This window comes from Achromobacter sp. D10, assembly GCF_035282245.1.
GTDB classification, from domain to species: Bacteria; Pseudomonadota; Gammaproteobacteria; order Burkholderiales; family Burkholderiaceae_B; genus Achromobacter; species Achromobacter insolitus.
Genome location: NZ_JAYJLE010000002.1, coordinates 668,914 through 686,963 on the forward strand (window position 1 = coordinate 668,914; position 18,050 = coordinate 686,963).

18 protein-coding genes are annotated in these 18,050 nt (G+C 65.7%); 9 read left to right on the forward strand and 9 right to left on the reverse strand.

The window, feature by feature from the left end; genetic code table 11:
• Nucleotides 1-9 precede the first annotated feature (9 nt).
• The 9 genes from VCS63_RS09930 to VCS63_RS09970 all read left to right on the forward strand — a co-directional run bounded on the left by VCS63_RS09930 (nt 10) and on the right by VCS63_RS09970 (nt 9,233).
• A complete protein-coding gene (locus tag VCS63_RS09930) occupies nt 10-516 on the forward strand; it encodes a sigma-E factor negative regulatory protein (RefSeq protein ID WP_063642003.1) in 507 nt (168 codons plus the stop codon).
• Entirely contained in the window at nt 516-1,598 is a 1,083-nt protein-coding gene (locus tag VCS63_RS09935) for a MucB/RseB C-terminal domain-containing protein (RefSeq protein WP_063642002.1), read from the forward strand. Before VCS63_RS09930 ends, VCS63_RS09935 begins: the two co-directional genes overlap by 1 nt.
• Before the next feature lie 106 nt (nt 1,599-1,704).
• The gene (locus tag VCS63_RS09940; RefSeq protein WP_372341558.1) at nt 1,705-3,117 is read left to right on the forward strand and encodes a DegQ family serine endoprotease; all 1,413 of its coding nucleotides are present in this window, start codon (nt 1,705-1,707) and stop codon (nt 3,115-3,117) included.
• Between the two features lie 256 nt (nt 3,118-3,373).
• A complete protein-coding gene (gene lepA, locus VCS63_RS09945) occupies nt 3,374-5,167 on the forward strand; it encodes a translation elongation factor 4 (protein WP_063642000.1) in 1,794 nt (597 codons plus the stop codon).
• 23 nt (nt 5,168-5,190) lie between these two features.
• Nucleotides 5,191-6,075, forward strand: coding sequence for a signal peptidase I (gene lepB, locus VCS63_RS09950; RefSeq protein ID WP_042792395.1), 885 nt, complete (start codon nt 5,191-5,193; stop codon nt 6,073-6,075).
• Between the two features lie 2 nt (nt 6,076-6,077).
• The gene (gene rnc / locus VCS63_RS09955; protein WP_042792396.1) at nt 6,078-6,839 is read left to right on the forward strand and encodes a ribonuclease III; all 762 of its coding nucleotides are present in this window, start codon (nt 6,078-6,080) and stop codon (nt 6,837-6,839) included.
• Nucleotides 6,836-7,726 carry a GTPase Era gene (gene era / locus VCS63_RS09960; protein WP_063641999.1) on the forward strand — a complete coding sequence of 297 codons (891 nt, stop codon included), beginning with the start codon at nt 6,836-6,838 and terminating at the stop codon, nt 7,724-7,726. Before rnc ends, era begins: the two co-directional genes overlap by 4 nt.
• Nucleotides 7,719-8,306, forward strand: coding sequence for a DNA repair protein RecO (recO, locus tag VCS63_RS09965; RefSeq protein ID WP_063641998.1), 588 nt, complete (start codon nt 7,719-7,721; stop codon nt 8,304-8,306). The genes era and recO overlap by 8 nt, the downstream gene beginning before the upstream one ends.
• Nucleotides 8,307-8,324: 18 nt before the next feature.
• Nucleotides 8,325-9,233 carry a LysR family transcriptional regulator gene (locus VCS63_RS09970; protein WP_063641997.1) on the forward strand — a complete coding sequence of 303 codons (909 nt, stop codon included), beginning with the start codon at nt 8,325-8,327 and terminating at the stop codon, nt 9,231-9,233.
• A gap of 25 nt (nt 9,234-9,258) precedes the next feature.
• Here the strand turns inward: VCS63_RS09970 and VCS63_RS09975 are convergent, their stop codons facing one another.
• From VCS63_RS09975 to VCS63_RS10015, 9 genes are all read right to left on the reverse strand, one after another.
• A complete protein-coding gene (locus tag VCS63_RS09975; protein ID WP_253637641.1) occupies nt 9,259-10,356 on the reverse strand; it encodes a pyridoxal-phosphate dependent enzyme in 1,098 nt (365 codons plus the stop codon).
• 3 nt (nt 10,357-10,359) lie between these two features.
• A complete protein-coding gene (locus VCS63_RS09980) occupies nt 10,360-11,340 on the reverse strand; it encodes a succinylglutamate desuccinylase/aspartoacylase domain-containing protein (RefSeq protein ID WP_323879558.1) in 981 nt (326 codons plus the stop codon).
• Nucleotides 11,341-11,371: 31 nt separating this feature from the next.
• Entirely contained in the window at nt 11,372-12,334 is a 963-nt protein-coding gene (locus VCS63_RS09985) for a Bug family tripartite tricarboxylate transporter substrate binding protein (RefSeq protein WP_164793276.1), read from the reverse strand.
• A 90-nt stretch (nt 12,335-12,424) separates the two neighbouring features.
• Nucleotides 12,425-13,714 carry an NTP/NDP exchange transporter gene (locus VCS63_RS09990; protein WP_323879561.1) on the reverse strand — a complete coding sequence of 430 codons (1,290 nt, stop codon included), beginning with the start codon at nt 13,712-13,714 and terminating at the stop codon, nt 12,425-12,427.
• Between the two features lie 4 nt (nt 13,715-13,718).
• Entirely contained in the window at nt 13,719-14,636 is a 918-nt protein-coding gene (locus VCS63_RS09995) for an aldo/keto reductase (RefSeq protein ID WP_323879564.1), read from the reverse strand.
• A gap of 90 nt (nt 14,637-14,726) precedes the next feature.
• On the reverse strand, nt 14,727-15,437 hold the full coding sequence (locus VCS63_RS10000) for a Bax inhibitor-1/YccA family protein (RefSeq protein WP_042792403.1): 711 nt from the start codon (nt 15,435-15,437) through the stop codon (nt 14,727-14,729).
• 130 nt (nt 15,438-15,567) lie between these two features.
• On the reverse strand, nt 15,568-15,966 hold the full coding sequence (locus VCS63_RS10005; protein ID WP_042792404.1) for a hypothetical protein: 399 nt from the start codon (nt 15,964-15,966) through the stop codon (nt 15,568-15,570).
• A 45-nt stretch (nt 15,967-16,011) separates the two neighbouring features.
• Entirely contained in the window at nt 16,012-16,476 is a 465-nt protein-coding gene (locus VCS63_RS10010; protein WP_042792405.1) for a DNA polymerase III subunit chi, read from the reverse strand.
• A gap of 22 nt (nt 16,477-16,498) precedes the next feature.
• Complete coding sequence (locus VCS63_RS10015) at nt 16,499-18,007, reverse strand: leucyl aminopeptidase (RefSeq protein ID WP_063962222.1); 1,509 nt, start codon at nt 18,005-18,007, stop codon at nt 16,499-16,501.
• Between the last annotated feature and the right edge of the window lie 43 nt (nt 18,008-18,050).

The window sequence follows — 18,050 nt, forward strand, 5'->3', positions numbered from 1 at the left end:
GTGGCAGTCATGCAAACAGCAGCCAAATCCGTCGTGATCGCCGAGTCCTCCTGGGAGGAATCGGTTTCCGCCTGGATGGACGGAGAAGAATCCGACGACATATTTCCCGGTTTGTTGTCCCGCGAGGGGCGCGAGACCTGGGACACCTATCATTTGATCGGTGATTCCCTGCGCAACGCCGATCTGGCGCTGACCCCCAGCGCGGCCTTCCAGGCCCGCCTGGCACGGGCGCTGGACGCGGAATTGCCCATTGTGGCGGCGCCTCGGCGCCGTTCGCCTTTGCGCGTCGGGCTGTCGGGCCTGGCGGTGGCCGCGGCGGTTGCAACGGTTGCCTGGGTGGCGCAGCCTTACCTGACCGGCGAGCCGGCCACCGAAGTGCGCGTGCTGGCCGATGCCAGTACGCCGGCGTCGGCTGCCGACGACTCCGGCCTGCGCGACTATCTGGAGGCCCATCGCCAGATGGCCGGCCCCAGCGCCGTGCGCCAGGTGTCCTTTGACACCGGGGTGGGGCGCTGATGGCGCTGGTGCTTCCATCGCGTTGGCCGGTGCTGGGTCGGGCCGCCACGCTGCAGGCCCACCGCGCCGGCTGGTTTGCCGCAACGCTCCTGACCGCTTTCCTGGCCGCGCACGAACCCGCGCGCGCCGCCGATGCCGCTCCCGCCGCCACGGATGACGTGGTCCAGTTGCTGACCCGTATCCAACAAGCCGCCCGCAAGCAGGACTATGCGGGCGTCTTCATGTATCAGCAGGGCGAGACGATCCAGTCTTCTCGCCTCGTGCACGTCATGGATGGCACCGGCGAGCGCGAACGCCTGGAAATCCTCGACGGCCAGCCCCGCGAATACCTCCGCCACAACGAAGACGTGCAGTGCCTGATTCCCGAACGCAAGACCGTGCTGCTGGAGCGCCGCCGCGGCGACCGCTTCCCGGGCTTGTTGCTGGGAGATGCCGCCAACCTGTCCGAGCACTACAAGATCCGCGCCGAGTCTGCCCTGCATCGTGTGGCCGGACGTGAGTGCCGCCTGATCACGATCGAACCACTGGACAAGCTGCGTTATGGTTACCGGCTGTGCGCCGACGTCGAGACCAATCTGCTGCTCAAGGCCCAGACCCTCAATGCCGCACGCGGCGTGGTCGAGCAGGTGTCGTTCACCTCACTGCGGCTGGGCTCGGAAGTCGATCCCCAGTTGCTGACGTCGCGTTGGAGCACGCGCGACTGGAAGGTGCTAGAGCCTTCGATGAAGCCGGTGGATCTGGCCGCCCAGGGGTGGCGCATCCCGGCGCCCAAGGGATTCAAGGCCGTCATGCAGGTCGCGCGTTCGATGGGGCGGGGTGTAACGGTCAATCAGATGGTATTGTCAGACGGACTGGCGGCCATTTCCGTATTCATCGAGCCCTACGACAGCCAGCGCGGCCACCGCCCTCCCCACGGTGCGGCGCAGCGCGGGGCGATCACGGTATACGGCACCCGCATTGCTGATTTCTGGCTCACGGCCGTGGGCGAAGTGCCCGTCGCGACGCTGGAGCAGCTTGCGCAATCCACTGAATATGTGCCCGCCGCGCCTGCGGCAGCGGCGCCCGCGGCCGAATCCAAGTGATCGGCCGGGCGCGGCAAGCAGCAATTTCGGAGTAACACTTATGAAAGCAATGACAGTGTCGAATGCAGTTTTCCGGCGCTTTCTGGTGGCGGCCGCGGCCAGCGTCATGATGTCCGCCGCCTACGTGCCCGCCGCGGTGGCCCAGGCGCCGGCGGTAACGCTGCCCGATTTCACCAGCATTGTTGAGAAGGCCGACCCCGCAGTCGTGAACATCCGCACCACGGCCACCGTGCCGGTGCGCGGCATGGGGCCCGGCGGCGGCAGCGACCCTTACGAATTGTTCCGCTGGTTCTTCGGTCCTGAATTCCAGCCTCCGGGCCAACCCGGCCCGTCGCCGCGCCAGCGTCCCCAGCCTTCCCAGCCCGAAGAGCGCACCGTGCCTCGCGGCGTGGGTTCCGGTTTTTTCATTTCGGCTGACGGCTACATCCTGACCAATAACCACGTGGTGGTGGATGCGACGGACATTTACGTGACGCTTACCGACGGCCGCGAGTTCAAGGCCAAGGTCATCGGCACGGACGAGCGCACGGACGTGGCGCTGATCAAGATCGAAGCCAAAGACATGACGCCGCTGGTCATCGGCGACCCCAAGAAACTCAAGAAAGGGCAGTGGGTGCTGGCCATCGGTTCGCCGTTCGGCCTGGATTCCACCGTGACCTCCGGCATCGTCAGCGCCATCGGCCGCGACACCGGTGAATACCTGCCCTTTATCCAGACCGATGTGGCGGTCAACCCGGGCAACTCGGGCGGCCCGCTGATCAACCTGGAAGGCGAGGTCGTGGGCATCAACTCCCAGATCATCTCGCGCAGCGGCGGCTTCATGGGTATTTCGCTGGCCATCCCGATCGACGAAGCCATGCGCGTGGTGGACCAGTTGCGCGCCACGGGCAAAGTCACTCGCGGCCGTGTCGGCGTGCAGATCGGCGAAGTAGGCAAGGATGTGGCGGAAGCCATCGGCCTGCCCAAGGCCGAAGGCGCGCTGGTCAGCAGCGTGGAAGCCGACGGTCCCGCCGAGCAGGCGGGGGTGCAGCCCGGTGACGTCATCCTGAAGTTCAACGGCGAGCCCATCAAGCGCTGGTCCGATCTGCCGCGCATTGTGGGTGAAACCAAGCCGGGCACGCGCGCCGACATGGAAGTGTGGCGCAAGGGCAAGAATGTGACGCTGTCGGTCAAGGTGGGTGAAATCCCGACGGAGAAGGCGGCGAGCGCCAACAAGAAGGGCGCGACACCGGCGCCGGAAGTCACCAACGCGCTGGGCCTGGGCGTGATTGACGTGCCGGCCGACGTGCAGAAGAAGCTGCGCATCAAGGGAGGCGTCCAGGTGAAGGTCGCCGAAGGGGCTGCCGCCAAGGCCGGCCTGCAGGAAGGCGATATTGTGTTGGCCCTGAACGACACCGACGTCACTGGCGCCAAGCAATTCGGCGACCTGGTGGCCAAGCTGGACAAGGGCCGCGCCGCCGGATTGTTGGTACGCCGCGGTGACCAGACGCAATGGGTGGCCGTGCCAGCTTCAAAGTAAATTCGCTCAACGCCACGCCCCTGCGCGGCGGGTTATACCCCACCGGGGCGTGGCGCCTTTTTGCCTCAGGACGGTCCCGTCGGCAAAAAAGGTCCAAGACCGGCTAAAATGCCTGGTTGCCGCAAGAGGGGGCGCATGGCGCCCCCTTGTTTTGCCCGGGCCAGGCCCGTTGGCACCCTCCTCGTCAGCCGTGCGTACTCCGGCGGCGGTGTCTTCCGGCTCCGTGCCGAGTGTTCCGTCCCTTATAACTTCAAGCATGCAGCATATTCGCAACTTCTCCATCATTGCCCACATCGATCACGGCAAATCGACCCTGGCCGATCGCCTGATTCAGCGCTGCGGCGGATTGGCGGATCGCGAGATGTCGGCGCAGGTCCTCGATTCCATGGAAATCGAGCGCGAGCGCGGCATTACCATCAAGGCGCAGACTGCGGCTCTGCATTACAAGGCGCAGGACGGCAAGATCTACAACCTGAACCTGATCGACACCCCGGGGCACGTGGACTTCTCATATGAAGTCAGCCGTTCGCTGTCGGCCTGCGAAGGCGCGCTGCTGGTTGTGGATGCCTCGCAGGGCGTCGAGGCTCAGACCGTGGCCAACTGCTACACCGCGATCGAGCTGGGCGTGGAAGTCCTGCCCGTGCTGAACAAAATGGATCTGCCCCAGGCCGATCCTGATGGCGCCCGCCAGGAAGTCGAGGATGTGATCGGCATCGACGCCTCTGAAGCGGTGCTGGCCAGCGCCAAGACCGGCATGGGCATCGATGAGATCCTGGAATCCATCGTTGCGCGCGTGCCCGCGCCCAAGGGCGATCCGGACGCACCGTTGCAAGCGCTGATCATCGACTCGTGGTTCGACAATTACGTGGGCGTGGTGATGCTGGTGCGCATCATCAACGGCGTGCTCAAGCCCAAGGACAAGATCCTGCTGATGGCTTCGGGCGCCACCCACCTGTGCGAGCAGACCGGCGTGTTCACGCCGAAGTCGCAACAGCGTCCGCATCTGTCTGCGGGCGAAGTGGGCTTCATCATCGCTGGCATCAAGCAGCTGGAAGACGCCAAGGTGGGAGATACCGTCACCCTGGCCAACAAGCCCGCAGCCCAGCCGCTGCCTGGCTTCAAGGAAGTGAAGCCGCAGGTGTTCGCGGGCCTGTATCCCGTGGAAAGCTCCGAGTACGACCAGCTGCGCGATTCGCTCGAAAAGCTCAAGTTGAACGACGCCGCCCTGATGTTCGAGCCGGAAGTGTCGCAGGCGCTGGGCTTCGGCTTCCGTTGCGGCTTCCTGGGCCTGCTGCACATGGAAATCGTGCAGGAGCGCCTGGAGCGCGAATTCGACATGGACATCATCACCACCGCGCCGTCGGTGGTGTACGAGGTCGAACAGCGCGACGGCTCCGTGATCACGGTGGAAAGCCCGTCGCGCATGCCGGAAATCGGCAAGATCGCAGACATCCGCGAACCCATCGTGAAGGTCACGCTTTTCATGCCGCAGGACTACGTGGGTCCTGTCATGACGCTGTGCAATAACAAGCGCGGCGTGCAGGTCAACATGAGCTACCACGGCCGCCAGGTGCACTTGGTATACGAGATTCCGCTGGCCGAGATCGTGCTGGACTTCTTCGACAAGCTGAAGTCGGTTTCTCGCGGCTACGCTTCGATGGACTACGAGTTCCTGGAGTACCGTTCGGCCGACGTGGTGCGCGTGGACCTGCTGATCAACAACGACCGCGTCGACGCGCTGGCCGTCATCGTTCACCGCAGCAACGCCCGTCACCGCGCGCGCGACGTGGTCACGCGCATGCGCGGCCTGATCCCGCGCCAGATGTTCGATGTGGTCATCCAGGCCGCCATCGGCGCCGAAATCATCGCGCGCGAGAACGTCAAGGCGCTGCGCAAGAACGTGCTGGCCAAGTGCTATGGCGGCGATATCTCGCGCAAGAAGAAGCTGCTTGAAAAGCAGAAGGCCGGCAAGAAGCGCATGAAGCAGGTGGGTAGCGTGGAAATTCCGCAGGAGGCGTTCCTCGCCATCCTGCAAGTGGAAGACAAATAGAACCCAAAGAAGGCGGTTAGCTGATGAGTTGGAACTTTGCCCTGATTCTTTTTGTTTTGCTGGTATTGACCGGCATTATCTGGGTGCTTGATCTGGCAGTGCTGCGCAAGGGCCGCGAACGCCGGGCCCAGGCGGCGATGGCGCAGTACGATGCTGCCCTGGTCGGCGATGCGCAGGAAGCCGAGCGCTTGCGGCGCGAAGCCGGCGACGCCGCGCGCCGTGTGCCGTGGTGGATCGAATACGCCGTCAGCTTCTTCCCCGTCATCCTGTTCGTGTTCATGCTGCGCTCGTTCGTGGTCGAGCCGTTCCGCATTCCTTCGGGCTCCATGCTGCCGACCCTGCAGTCGGGCGACTTGATCCTCGTGAACAAGTTCAGCTATGGACTGCGCCTGCCGGTCATCGACAAGAAGATCATCGACGTGGGCAAGCCCCAGCGCGGAGACGTGTTCGTGTTCCGCTACCCCGTGGATCCGGACGTCGACTACATCAAGCGCGTGGTCGGCCTGCCGGGCGATGAGGTCGCCTACCTGGACAAAAAGCTCTACATCAACGGCGAATTGGTGCCGCATGTGCGCGACGGCGATTATTTCGAGCCGGATCGCGTTTCGTATATCGCGCAATTTAAAGAGAAATTGGGCGAAGTTGAGCACAAAATCCTGCTGGATGAGGGAAAACCGCAGGAATACGCACCGATGTGGCAATTTCCCAACCGGCAGAACTGCCAATACAGCCGTAATGGGGTACGCTGCAAAGTACCCGAAGGGCAGTTTTTCGCCATGGGCGATAATCGGGATAACAGCGCCGACAGCCGATATTGGGGCTTCGTTCCGGAATCCAATATCGTCGGCCGCGCGTTCTTCATCTGGATGAATTTCAGCGATCTCAGCCGTATCGGCCGGTTCAACTGATCATGTCGCTAGCCACGCTAGAAAACCGCCTGGATCACCACTTCAGTGATCCGGCATTGCTCGAACAGGCGCTGACGCATCGCAGCCACGGCGCGCGCCACAACGAGCGGCTGGAATTCCTGGGGGATTCCGTGCTGAACTTCGTCGTTGCCGCAATGTTGTTCGAGCGCTATTCGAAAATCGACGAAGGCGATCTGTCGCGCCTGCGGGCAAACCTGGTCAAACAGGCGTCGCTGGCGGATATTGCGCAGCGGCTGGAGTTGTCGCAGTACTTGCGCCTGGGCGAAGGCGAGCTGAAGAGCGGCGGTTTCCGCCGTCCTTCCATCCTGGCGGACACGGTCGAAGCGCTGTTCGGCGCCGTCTTCCTGGACGCGGGTTTCGATGCCGCCCGTCGCGTGATCGTGCGCCAGTACCAGCCGGTGCTGGCCTCCGTCGATCCCAAGACCCTGGGCAAGGATGCCAAGACCTTGCTGCAGGAATTCCTGCAGGGCCGCAAACTGGCGCTGCCGGTGTACACGGTGGTGGCCACGCATGGCGCGGCCCACAGCCAGCAGTTCGAAGTCGAATGCGCCATTCCGGCGCTCGAGATCAAGGTGATGGCGCCCGGCGCCAGCCGCCGCGCCGCCGAGCAGTCGGCGGCCAAGCTGGCGCTGGAGGCCGCATTGGCCGTCAGCCCGGCGACCAAGGCTGCCCGCAAGTCGGGCAAGGCGCGCAAAACCGCGCAATTGTCGCTGCCCGTGGCAGTGGCTCAAGAGACTAAATGAGCGATACCCCTTTTCGTACCGGCTTCGTCGCCATCGTGGGCCGCCCCAATGTGGGCAAGTCCACCCTGACGAATGCCCTGATCGGTTCCAAGATCTCCATCGTGTCGCGCAAGGCGCAGACCACGCGCCACCGCATTCACGGTGTGCTGACGCGCGAGCACGAGCAATTCGTCTTCGTGGACACTCCCGGTTTCCAGACCCGCCACGGCGGCGCGATGAACCGCATGATGAACCGCGTGGTCACGCAGGCCCTGGCCGACGTGGACGTGGTGGTCCACGTGGTGGAGGCCGGCAAATGGTCGGAGGGCGATGCCAAGCTGCTGCCGTTGCTGCCGGCGCCTGAGCGCACCATCCTGGTGGTCTCCAAGATCGACGCACTGAAGAACCGCGACGACCTGTTCGCCTTCGTGTCCAAGATCATGGCGCTGCATCCGTTCGGCGCCGTGGTCCCCGTCAGCGCCACCAAGAACCAGCAATTGGACCAGCTGTTGGAAGAAATCGCGTCGCGCCTGCCGGAAGGCGAGCCGATGTTCGAGGAAGATACGCTGACCGACCGTCCCATGCGCTTCATCGCCGCCGAGCTGGTGCGCGAGAAGATCTTCCGCCTGGTGGGCGACGAGCTGCCCTATGGCTGTACCGTCGTCATCGAGCAATGGGAAGAAACCAACAAGGGCGCCAGCATCAATGCCTGCGTGGTGGTCGAACGCGACAGCCACAAGCCCATCCTGTTGGGCACGGGCGGCATGCACATGAAGCGCATCGCCACGGAGGCGCGGCAGGACATTGCCAAGCTGCTGGACAAACCGGTGCACCTGGAGGTCTACATCAAGGTGCGCAAGGGTTGGTCCGACCGCGAGGGTGCGCTCCGCGATCTGGGTTATGAGTAGACGGGCGCCCCGCGTCCAGGATCGCCCCGGATACATGCTGCACGCCACCGCGTGGCGTGAGACTTCCCTTATCGTTCAGACTTTCTCCCGCGACCACGGCTGCGTAGCCATGGTCGCCAAGGGCGCCAAGCGCCCGTATTCCGTCCTGCGCCCGGTGCTGTCCGCGTTCCAGCCGCTGCTGCTGTCATGGACCGGAAACGGCGAGGTCAAGACCTTGACGCGGGCCGAGATCGCCGGCATCCGGCCGCTGACGGGCACCGCGCTGATGTCGGCCTGGTACATGAACGAGTTGCTATTGCGCCTGCTGCCTCGCGAAGATGCCCATCCCTTGTTGTTCGACGCCTACGATTTCGCCTTGCAGCAATTGTCCGGCGGCACGCGCGCCGCTGGCGCTCTGCGGCGCTTCGAATGGACGCTGCTGCGCGAGACGGGCTATGGCGTGGATGAGGCAGCCCCTGATTTCGACGACCCGGTGATCGAGCCCGCCCTGCGCCGCGACCTGCGCGAACGGCTGGCCGAAATCCTGGCGGGTCGTCCCTTGTCGACCCGGCGTGTGTTGCTGGATCTGCAACGCATCTGAGCGCATTGCGCCGCGGCCATGACCTTCACGCTAAAACAGGTCGAGACCTTCCGCACCGTCTATGAAACGGAAAGCGTCACAGCCGCCGCCCGGCGGCTGGACGTGTCGCCGGCCACCGTCAGCGCTACTCTCGCTGCGCTTGAAGCAAGCATCGAGCTGCGCCTGTTCGAACGCGTGCGCCAGCGCATGCAGCGCACGCCCGAAGCGACTCTGCTGTATGAGGAAATCCGCCGGCTGAATGTCGGGCTCGAAAGCCTGGGCCGCAAGATCCGCGCGATTCGCGGCGCGGCGCAGCCGCGGCTGCGCATCGGCTGCATCCATGCGTATAGCGGTGCGGTGATCAGCGACACCATCGCGCGTTTCCGTGAACGTTATCCCGATACCGGGCTTTATCTGCAGATCCGGGATTCCAACACCTTGCGCGACATGGTGGTGTCGGGCGAACTGGACCTGGCCGCAGTGGCCGACGAGTCCGAACTTGAAGGGTTGCGAGGCCACCGGCTGGCCAGCCTGCGCGCCGTGGTGGTCTTTCCGAAGGGCCATCCGTTGGCGCGGCTGGAACAAGTGGATTTCTCGCACCTCGCGGACGCCGACGTGATCGCGCTGAACGCAGAGGACGGGTCGCGCAAGCGCCTGGACGCGCTGCTGGCGCAGGCCGGGCAGAGCCTGAAGATCGCCATCGAAACGCCATACTCCAGCACCGTGTGCCAGCTCGCGCTGGCCGGACACGGGGTGGGCATCGCCAATCCGGCCACGGCGGTGGGCATGGCGCCCGCGGGCCTGTGCTATCGCCCGCTGGCGGCGCCCGTGCATTTTGAATGCCACATGATCCTGCACGGCAGCCGCCCCTTGTCCGAAGCGGGCAAGTTCTGGGCTACTTGCCTGCGCGGCGCGCTGGCGCCACTGACGGACAGCTTCGGCGTCTAGCGCGCTGCAGGCGGCTACGCGCGCGTCAACCCCGACGTCCGTCCGAGGTCACGATCAGCACGACGGACGATTCGGCATCCAGCAGACCTGAACGCCGCAGCCGGGAGACGGCAGCCAGCGCCGCCGCCGAGGACAGTTCGGTGGCCAGGCCCATGCGTTCCAGCCGCTGCTGCGCTTGAGCGGCTGCGGCGTCCGATACTTCCACGGGCGTGCCGCCGGAACGCGACAGGGCTTCCAGCGATTGCAGCGTGCTGGTGCCGCCCGCGATCGAGTATTGGTCCGTCACGCCGTCCCAGATCTTGCGCGCGTCGCCGGTGGCGCGGGCGCGCGACAGGCGGGCATAGGGTTCCACCGCATGAAGCCGGGGCAGGCGCGCAATGCGCCCGCTTTGCAGCAGATGCTGCCACCCCAGGAATATCCCCCACAGCAGATCGCCGCGCGCGGTGGGCACGACGATGTCGGTGGGCAAACCGCAAGTCTCCAGCAGTTCCAGGGCGATCGGCTTGTAGCCTTCCACGCCGTAGGGATGCGTGCCCACCGGCGGATTCAGGTAATTGGTGCCGGCGAAGGCGCCATGATTGCGGCACAGGTCTTCCACATGGGGCCAGCGGCTCAGGCTGTCTTCGAACGCGGTCAACCTGGCGCCAAAGCGTTGCATGGCTTCCCGCTGCAAGGGAGGGCAGTTGCTGGTGATGGCGATATCGGCCTCCAGCCGGGCGGCGGCGCAGTATGCCGCCAGCGAGACGCCGGCATTGCCGCTGGAGGCGGCCGCCACGCGCGTGGCGCCGGCCAGACGGGCGCGCGACACTAGCTGCGCTGCCATGCGGTCCTTGTGGCTGCCGGTCGGATTGGCGCTTTCGCATTTCAGCCAAAGCTGGCCCACACCCTCGGCTTGCGCCAGCGCGGGCGCATCCAGGCAGGGGGTGGCGCCTTCGCCCAGGGTGACGGCACCCAGCACCGGCACGGGCATGGTTTGCGCCGCGGAGGATTCGTAAAGGCATTCCAGGCTGGCGGGATGGCCGGCTTCCAGGCAACTGGGGCAGCCTTCGGGGTAATCGGCGGGGGGCCACAGGCTGGCGCAGCGGATGCAGCGCAGGCCGGACAAACTGGGGTTCATCTGCATGTTTCAGTACTTTGAAGCAAGAGTGTCGAGGGGAAGGGCGGGCGCGACCTGTAGCAGGCAATCGCCATCGTCGCTGCGGGCAATCGAACGCAGGCAGACGACGGTGCCCGCCTGCGGACTGGTCAGGGCGCGCGCGGGAGAGTCGGGGCGGGCGGGTTCTATCAATTGGCCGATACGCTGGCGCGCGCTTACGATCTGGCCCAGTTCGACGGCGGGTACGAACACGCCAGCCTCGTTGGCGCGCAAGGTGGCGGCGGCAGCGTCCAGATCGTAGAGGCGGACTTCGGGAGTGCTGACGGCAGGGCGGTCGGGCAAGAGGCCCAGCTCGCCCAGGCAGCCCAAAAGGCCGTCGCGGCAGCGATCCACCAGCGCCTGGCTGGTTTCGCGGCCGCCGCCGATTTCGGCGCTGAGCCGCAGCACGCCGTGGCGGCTGGCGGCGGCGGGCATCGAGCCAGCTTCCGTGCCGCGGAAGAACACGCAATCGGGCAGGCCGAACGCGCGTGCTAGGGCAGGCAGGCGTTCATCATAAGCATCGTTGCCGTAGCGCGTAATCACCGATGAGGGCAGGTAGCGCAGCGACGCGCCGCCGCTGTGCACGTCCACCAGCACCTGTATGCGGGGCAGCAGGCGGGCTTCCAGCGCGGCCGCCACGCTTTCCGTGTAGCCGCGCGCCGGGGCTCCCAGGAAAGCACGGTTGAGGTTGCCGTCGTCCGAGGGCGACAGGCGTGTGCCCGCCAGCGACGCTTCCGCATTGACCGCCGGCAGCAGATACACCGTGCCGCGCCGCAGGATGCCGGGCAGGTGGCGCCACAGGTCCAGGATGGCAGCCTGGCCTTCCCATTCGTCGCCATGCACGCCCGCCATCAAGGCGACGGCGGGGCCTGGCCCCGCCTCGATCCGCAGCATCGGGATGGTGACGCGCCGGTAGGCCGACGCGTTGGTGGCGGCGGCGCAGGAAAAGTCCTCGCGGCTTACCGTGGCCATGCGGGAACTCCTGCGCGTGACACCTGCCGGCTTAGTCCAGCGTCGTGCCGGCGGCTTTGATGATGCCTTCCCATTTGGGCAGCTCCTTGCGTATCTGGTTCTGTACTTCCTGCGGCGTGCCGCCCAGCGGTTCCTGGGAGCGGCTGCGCAATTCCTTGCTGACATTGTCCGAGCGCAACGCCGCATTCATGGCCGCGTTCAGCCGGGCGATGACCTCGGGCGGGGTGCCTGCGGGCGCGACCAGTGCGCTCCAGGCGGATTGCTCATAGTCGGGATAGCCTTGTTCCGCTACGGTGGGCACGTCCGGATTGGAGGCGGCGCGGGTCCTGGTGGTGACCGCCAGCGCGCGCAGGCGGCCGTCTTTCAGGTTGCCGATCAATGGAGGCAGGTTTTCCATCATGGAATCGACGTGGCCGCCCAGCAGGTCGGACAGTTGCGCGGCGGTGGCCTTGTAAGGAATCTGGCGCACGGCGGCGCCGGTCTGGGCAATGAAGAGCTTGACGCCCACCTCGCTGGTGGTGCCGGGGTCGGCAGACGTCATCGTCAGGCGCTCCGGTTGCGCGCGGCTGGCATCGATGAAGCCCTTCAGGTCTCGATAGGGCGAGGACGCATTCACCACGATGACATTGGGCGTTTCGGCGACCAGACCGATGGGCGCGATGTCGCGGTCCAGGTCGTAGAGCTGCTGCTTGAACAGGAAACGGTGCAGCACCAGCGTGCCGACGTGGGCGTAGCCGATGGTGTAGCCGTCGGCGGGCGCGCGTGCCACGGCCTGGGTGCCGATGCGGCCGCCCGCGCCCACGCGGTTTTCCACCACGACGGGTTGGCCGAGCTGCCGGCTCATTTCCTGGCCCACCAGGCGTGCCGTGATGTCGGCGTTGCCGCCGGCCGCCGCAGGCACGATGAGCGTAATGGCGCGTTCAGGATAGGCGGCCAGCGCGGCGGGCGCGGCCAGGCTGAGCAACAGGGCGGCAAAACAGGCGATGCGTTTCATGACGTTTCCCCAGGCATTGAAAGCTGCGCCATTGTGCGGTCGCCACCCAAGGAATACGTTTGCCTTAGTGATATGGATATTCAGGAAAATCTAAGATCCTTCGGCATTGCGCCGGTCCGCGGTCCGGCCCAGCCCATGGCCCACCGCCGCCGCCGCCAGGGCGCATGCGGCGCCCAGCATGGCGATCAGGACCACGCCGTGCCCCAGCATGTCCACGCCCGCCTTGACCCAGCCGCTGGCCGCGTCGCCCGCGCGGTAGACCACGGTGTCGATGACATTCTTGGTCTTGTACTTGTCTTCGGGCGGAACCGCGGTAAACAGCATTTCGCGCCCCGGCCGGATCAGCGCATATTCGCCAACGCGGCGCACGATCATGGCGGCCGCCAGCACGCCGAAGATGGGGAAGGCCGCCAGCGCCAGGAAGGCGATCGTCATCGTCAAGGGCACGGCGGTCAGCAGGAAGCGCAGTCCCAGGCGGGTGGCCACCCGGCCGGTGATGAATATCTGCGATAGCAGCGACAGCGCCTGCACCGTAAAGTCCAGCGCGCTGAAGACGCGGATGCGCTGGGCCGTGTCGGGAAAAGCATGCGCCACCAGGCGCGCCTGTTCCATGTAGAGAAACGTGTTGAGCGTGGCCAGCAGGATCACCAGCAGCGAAATTCCCAGCAGATAAGGGGACTGGAAGATGCGCGAGATGCCCGCGAGGATCGAGCCTTCTATCGGCTGCCGTATGTCGTCCGGGGCCGGGTCCTCGCGGTTGGCCGCGCGCCAGCGCAACAGCCAGCGCTTGAGAGGGAGCGTGGCTGCCAACAGCAGGGCGGACAGAAGCAGCAGGCCGGCGGGCCCCAGGGCGCCCGCCAGCAAGCCGCCCACAAGCGGGCCGGCCAGCCCGCCTGCACTGGCTCCCGCCGCGATCAAGGCAAACAGGCGCTTGGCGGAATCCAGGCGGAACACGTCGGCCATCAGGCTCCAGGCGATGGATACGACGAACAGGTTGAAGACCGACAGCCAGACGTAGAAGCTGCGCGCCGCCCAGACGCTGCCGGGCCGAAGGTGGAGCAAGACGGCGAAGCCCGCCATGCTGAGGGCGAAGGCGGCATAGACCCAGGTCACCAGCATGGCACGCGGCACGCGCGCCGATAACCAGCCGAATAGCGGCACCACGGCGAGCATGGCGACGAAGGTCGCGGTGAACAGCCATTGCAACTGGTCGACGCCCGCCTGGATGCCCATCGTCTCGCGTATCGGGCGCAGCATGAAATAGCCGCAGAACAGGAAGAAGAAAAAGGCGAAGCCGCAGGCGGCCGGCGCCAGTTCCTGCGGCGGGATGCCCAGCGCCCGCGCGGCGCGGCCCGGCAGGCTGGCGGGAGCCGGCGTCATGGCGTCAGGCCAGCAGGGCTGCGATGCGTTCGCGCATGGCGGCATCCGGGAGCCGCCCAAAACCGGCCTGCGCGTTGTCGACCATGTTGGCCGGTTTGGAGGTGGCAGGGATGACCGCGGTGACCGCGGGATGGCCGATGACGAACTTCAGGAAAACCTGGGCCCAGGACGTGCAATCGATCTCGGCCGCCAGCTCGGGCAGCTTCATGCCCTTGATTCGGCGGAACAGGGCCCCGTCCTGAAAGGGACGGTTGATCAGCACCGCCACGCCATTGGCCTGGCATGCGGGCAGCAGGCGTCTTTCGGCATTGCGGTCGCCGACGGACAGATTGACCTGCAGGAAGTCGGGCTTTTCCCGTTCGACCAGCGCGGTCAGTTCGTCGTGGGCGTACTCGGTGTAGTGGGTAATGCCGACATAGCGGATAACGCCTTGCCGCTTCAGGTCGCGCAGCAGCGCCAATTGGTTGACGGTGTCGATCAGGTTGTGCACCTGGATCAGGTCGAGCTTGTCGCTGCCGAGCGCCTGCTGCGACTGGCGTACTTGGCGCAAGGCCGATTCATGGCCTTGCGTGCTGATCTTGGTTGCCAGGAAGGTCCTGGCCCGCAAGGCGCCCTCGCGGGCCAGCAGCGCGCCGGTGACCGCTTCCGCCTGGCCGTAGCTGGGCGCCGTGTCGATAAGCTTGCCGCCCTTTTGCAGCAAGGTGTCCAGCACCTGCGCCAGGGGCGCCATGGCGGTCTTGTCGGCGGGGGACACGTTGAAGGTATCGGCGGTGCCCAGTCCGATGACGGGCAGCGTTTCGCCGGATGCGGGTATGGGCCGGGCGAGCATCGGTGTCAACACGCTGAGGGCGCTGGCGGTCCTGGCGGGCCCGATCAGGGCGGTGGCGGCTGCGGTCAGGAGGAAGCGGCGGCGGTCGGGCATGGCGGGGTTCCGACAAAGAGGGAGCACGGGCAAAGAAAAAGGGCCTACACGTCAAATGTAGGCCCTTTGTGCCGGTTTGGCTGGCTGCGATTATTCGCGGTTGCCGCCGAAGATGCCCAGCAGCATCAGCAGGTTCGAGAAGACGTTATAGACATCCAGGTAGATGGCCAGCGTGGCGGACACGTAGTTGGTTTCGCCGCCGTTGACCACGCGCTGCAGGTCGACCAGCATGAATGCCGAGAAGATGACGATGGCCAGGACCGAGATGGTCAGCATCAGGGCGGGCAACTGCAGGAAGATGTTGGCCAGGGCCGCCACCAGGATCACGACTGCGCCGATGAACAGGAATTTCTGCAATCCCGACAGGTCGCGCTTGATGGTGGTAGCCAGCGTGGCCATCGTACCGAACACGATCGCGGTGCCGCCGAAGGCCGTCATGACCAGCTGGGAACCGTTGCTCATGCCCATGACGAAGCCCAGCAGGCGGGACAGCATCACGCCCATGAAGAACGTGAAGGCCAGCAGCAGGACCACGCCCAGCGAGCTGTTCTTGTTCTTTTCGATCGCGAACATGAGACCGAACGCGCCCACCAGGAACACGATGGCGGACAGGCCAGGGCTGGCGCCCATGACGCGGTTGATGCCGGTGTACATGCCCACGGCAGCGCCCAGCACGGTCGGGATCAGCGAGAGCGCCAAGAGCCAATAGGTGTTGCGCAGGACCTGGTTGCGCGCGACCTCGCCCGGCGCGCCGGCCATGGTGCCGGAACGGTTAAAAGGGGACGGACGATATTCGTTCATGGAGAACTCCTGTGTACGGCAGAGTAATGGTTGCCTAGAAGGCTTAGATGGGTAGGATACCTTACAGTTCCCTGAAGAATCCAGCTCTGACTAGGATTAGACCAGAGGCGGGAAATAGGTTCCAGACGGGTCAACCCGGCCGGACGTCTTGCAGTACCCGGGCCACGATGCGCGGCAATTCAGCGTCCATGCGGGCCTGGATCTCTTCGATGGCGTCGGCCAGGGCCTCGCGCATCAGTTGTTCTATCTCGGCCTGCAAGCGGGCGCTCAGCACCGTGGCGTCCGGCAACGCGGCGGGCGCGGCCTGGGCAGGCGCTGGCGCGACGGCGGCGTTGTCCAGGGACGCATCAGGGCTGTCGGCCACGTCGGTCAAGAGCGGAAAGGCGTCGTCGTCATAGGCCGGCTCGTCGTCGGCCAGTTCGGTCAGTACGGGCGCGTCGGCGTCATCCTGGGCGGATGACGGGTACAGGGACGGTTCGGCCCGCTGGGTCAGGGTAGGAATGCCGGGATCGGCGGAGCGAGAGGGCATGATGGCTCCCGAAAATCGAAATGGCGCGCCGTAGGGGCTGGGCGGTCAGCCGTCCGGCTGCTGGCGGCTGAGGTCGTGGCTTTGCGGCGTGTGGCCCGCGGTCTGGTACGTACGCCAACGTTGGCGGGCTGCCTGCTTGTCTTCCGGGTCGTCGGAGACAATTTCAAGCAGCCGCTCGAAAGCCTCGAAACCGGGAGGGCAGTCGGTGTCCAGGTTCAGCAGCCAGGAAGGCTGGGGCTGCTCGCCCTGGCCAGCCGCGGCGGCTGCCTGCTGCGGATCCCCGGCAGTCAGGATCACCGGCGTTTCGGCTGCCAGGGGATCGTTGGCCAAAACATGCGGCACGAAAGACGTATCGTCGAACGCCCAGAGCATGCGGTCAAACGCGGCCAGGCGGGCACCATCCCTACAGTACACCACCAGCCGCTGTCCTGCCAGGTAACGCTTGCGCACCACCTGGCAGGCGGTGCGCAAGCGATCGGGCGCGCCGAAGGCGAAATCGATGCGCATCATGCAGGCTTCCGTTGCTGCCGCTTCAAGCCTGGTCCAGCAGGAACTGCATCAGCAAGGGCACGGGCCGGCCGGTGGCGCCCTTGTCCTTGCCGCCGCGCCAGGCGGTGCCGGCGATGTCCAGGTGGGCCCAGCGGTATGCCGTGGCGAAACGCGAAAGAAAGCAGGCCGCCGTGACCGCGCCCGCCGGGGGGCCGCCGATGTTGGCGAGGTCGGCGAAGTTGGACTTGAGCTGCTCCTGGTAGGCGTCGTCCATGGGCATGCGCCATGCGGTGTCCAGCGACTGGCGGCCGGCGGCGGCCAGCGCGTCGGCCAGGGCGTCGTCCTTGGAGAACAGACCGCTGTTGACGTTGCCCAGGGCCACGACGCAAGCGCCGGTCAGGGTGGCGATGTCGATGACGGCGGACGGTTTGAAGCGCTCGGCGTAGGTCAGCGCATCGCACAGCACCAGGCGGCCTTCGGCGTCGGTATTGAGGATTTCGATGGTGAGGCCGGCCATGCTGGTGACGACGTCGCCCGGTTTGTTGGCCTTGCCGCTGGGCAGGTTTTCGCAGGCGGGGATCAGGCCGACCACGTCCAGCGGCAGCTCCAGTTCAGCCAGGGCGCGGAACGAACCCAGCACGCTGGCGGCGCCGCACATGTCGTACTTCATTTCGTCCATGGTGGCGGCAGGCTTGAGCGAGATGCCGCCGGCATCGAAAGTGATGCCCTTGCCGACCAGCACAATGGGGCCTTGCGCGCTTTTGGCGGTTTTCTTGGCGGCCTTGTTGCCGGCGTGACGCAGCACGATGAAGCGCAGCGCTTCCTCGGAGCCACGCGCGACCGACAGGAACGACCCCATGCCCAGCGCTTCGACCTGCTTGCGGTCCAGCACTTCTACTTTCAGCGACTTGAATTCGCGGGCCAGGCGCTTGGCCGTCTCGCCCAGGTAGGTCGGCGTGCAGATATTGCCCGGCAGGTTGCCCAGCGTGCGGGTCAGGTCCATGCCGTTGGCGATGGCGCCGCCTTCGCGCAGGCCCTTCTGGGCCTGGGCCGCGTCGGCGCGTTCGACGACCTGGACGATCTTCTTCAGCTTGGGGCGGGCGTCGCGGTCGGGTTTTCCGAAACTGGCGTCGTAATGATAGGTGGCGTTGCCCGCCGCGATGGCGGCGCTGCGCGCGCGCGCGATGACGGCAACGTCTGCGATCGGGTTGGCGACGAGCGTCGACACGCCTTCGGTCAGCTGAGCGGATACGCAGGCGGCGGCAAAGGCCTGCTCGGCCGAAGCGTGCGCGCGGGCCGAATATTCTTCCTGCTTGCCCAGGCCGACCAGCACCACGCGCTGCGCGGACACGCCAGGCAGGTTGCGCAGGGTCAGCGTGGAGCCGGCGCGGCCGCGGAACTCGGCCTTGACCACCGAGCGCACGGCGCCATTGGAGGCGCGGTCGATGAGGTCGGCGGCGGGGCTCAACACGCCTTCCGCATATACCCCGACGGCCAGGGCGGCGGTCTTGACTTGGTGCAGGGAAGCAGTGGTCTGTGTGCTAAATTCCATGAGGGTTTCCCGTGTGCGTCTGTGTAGAATGCGGTCGATTATC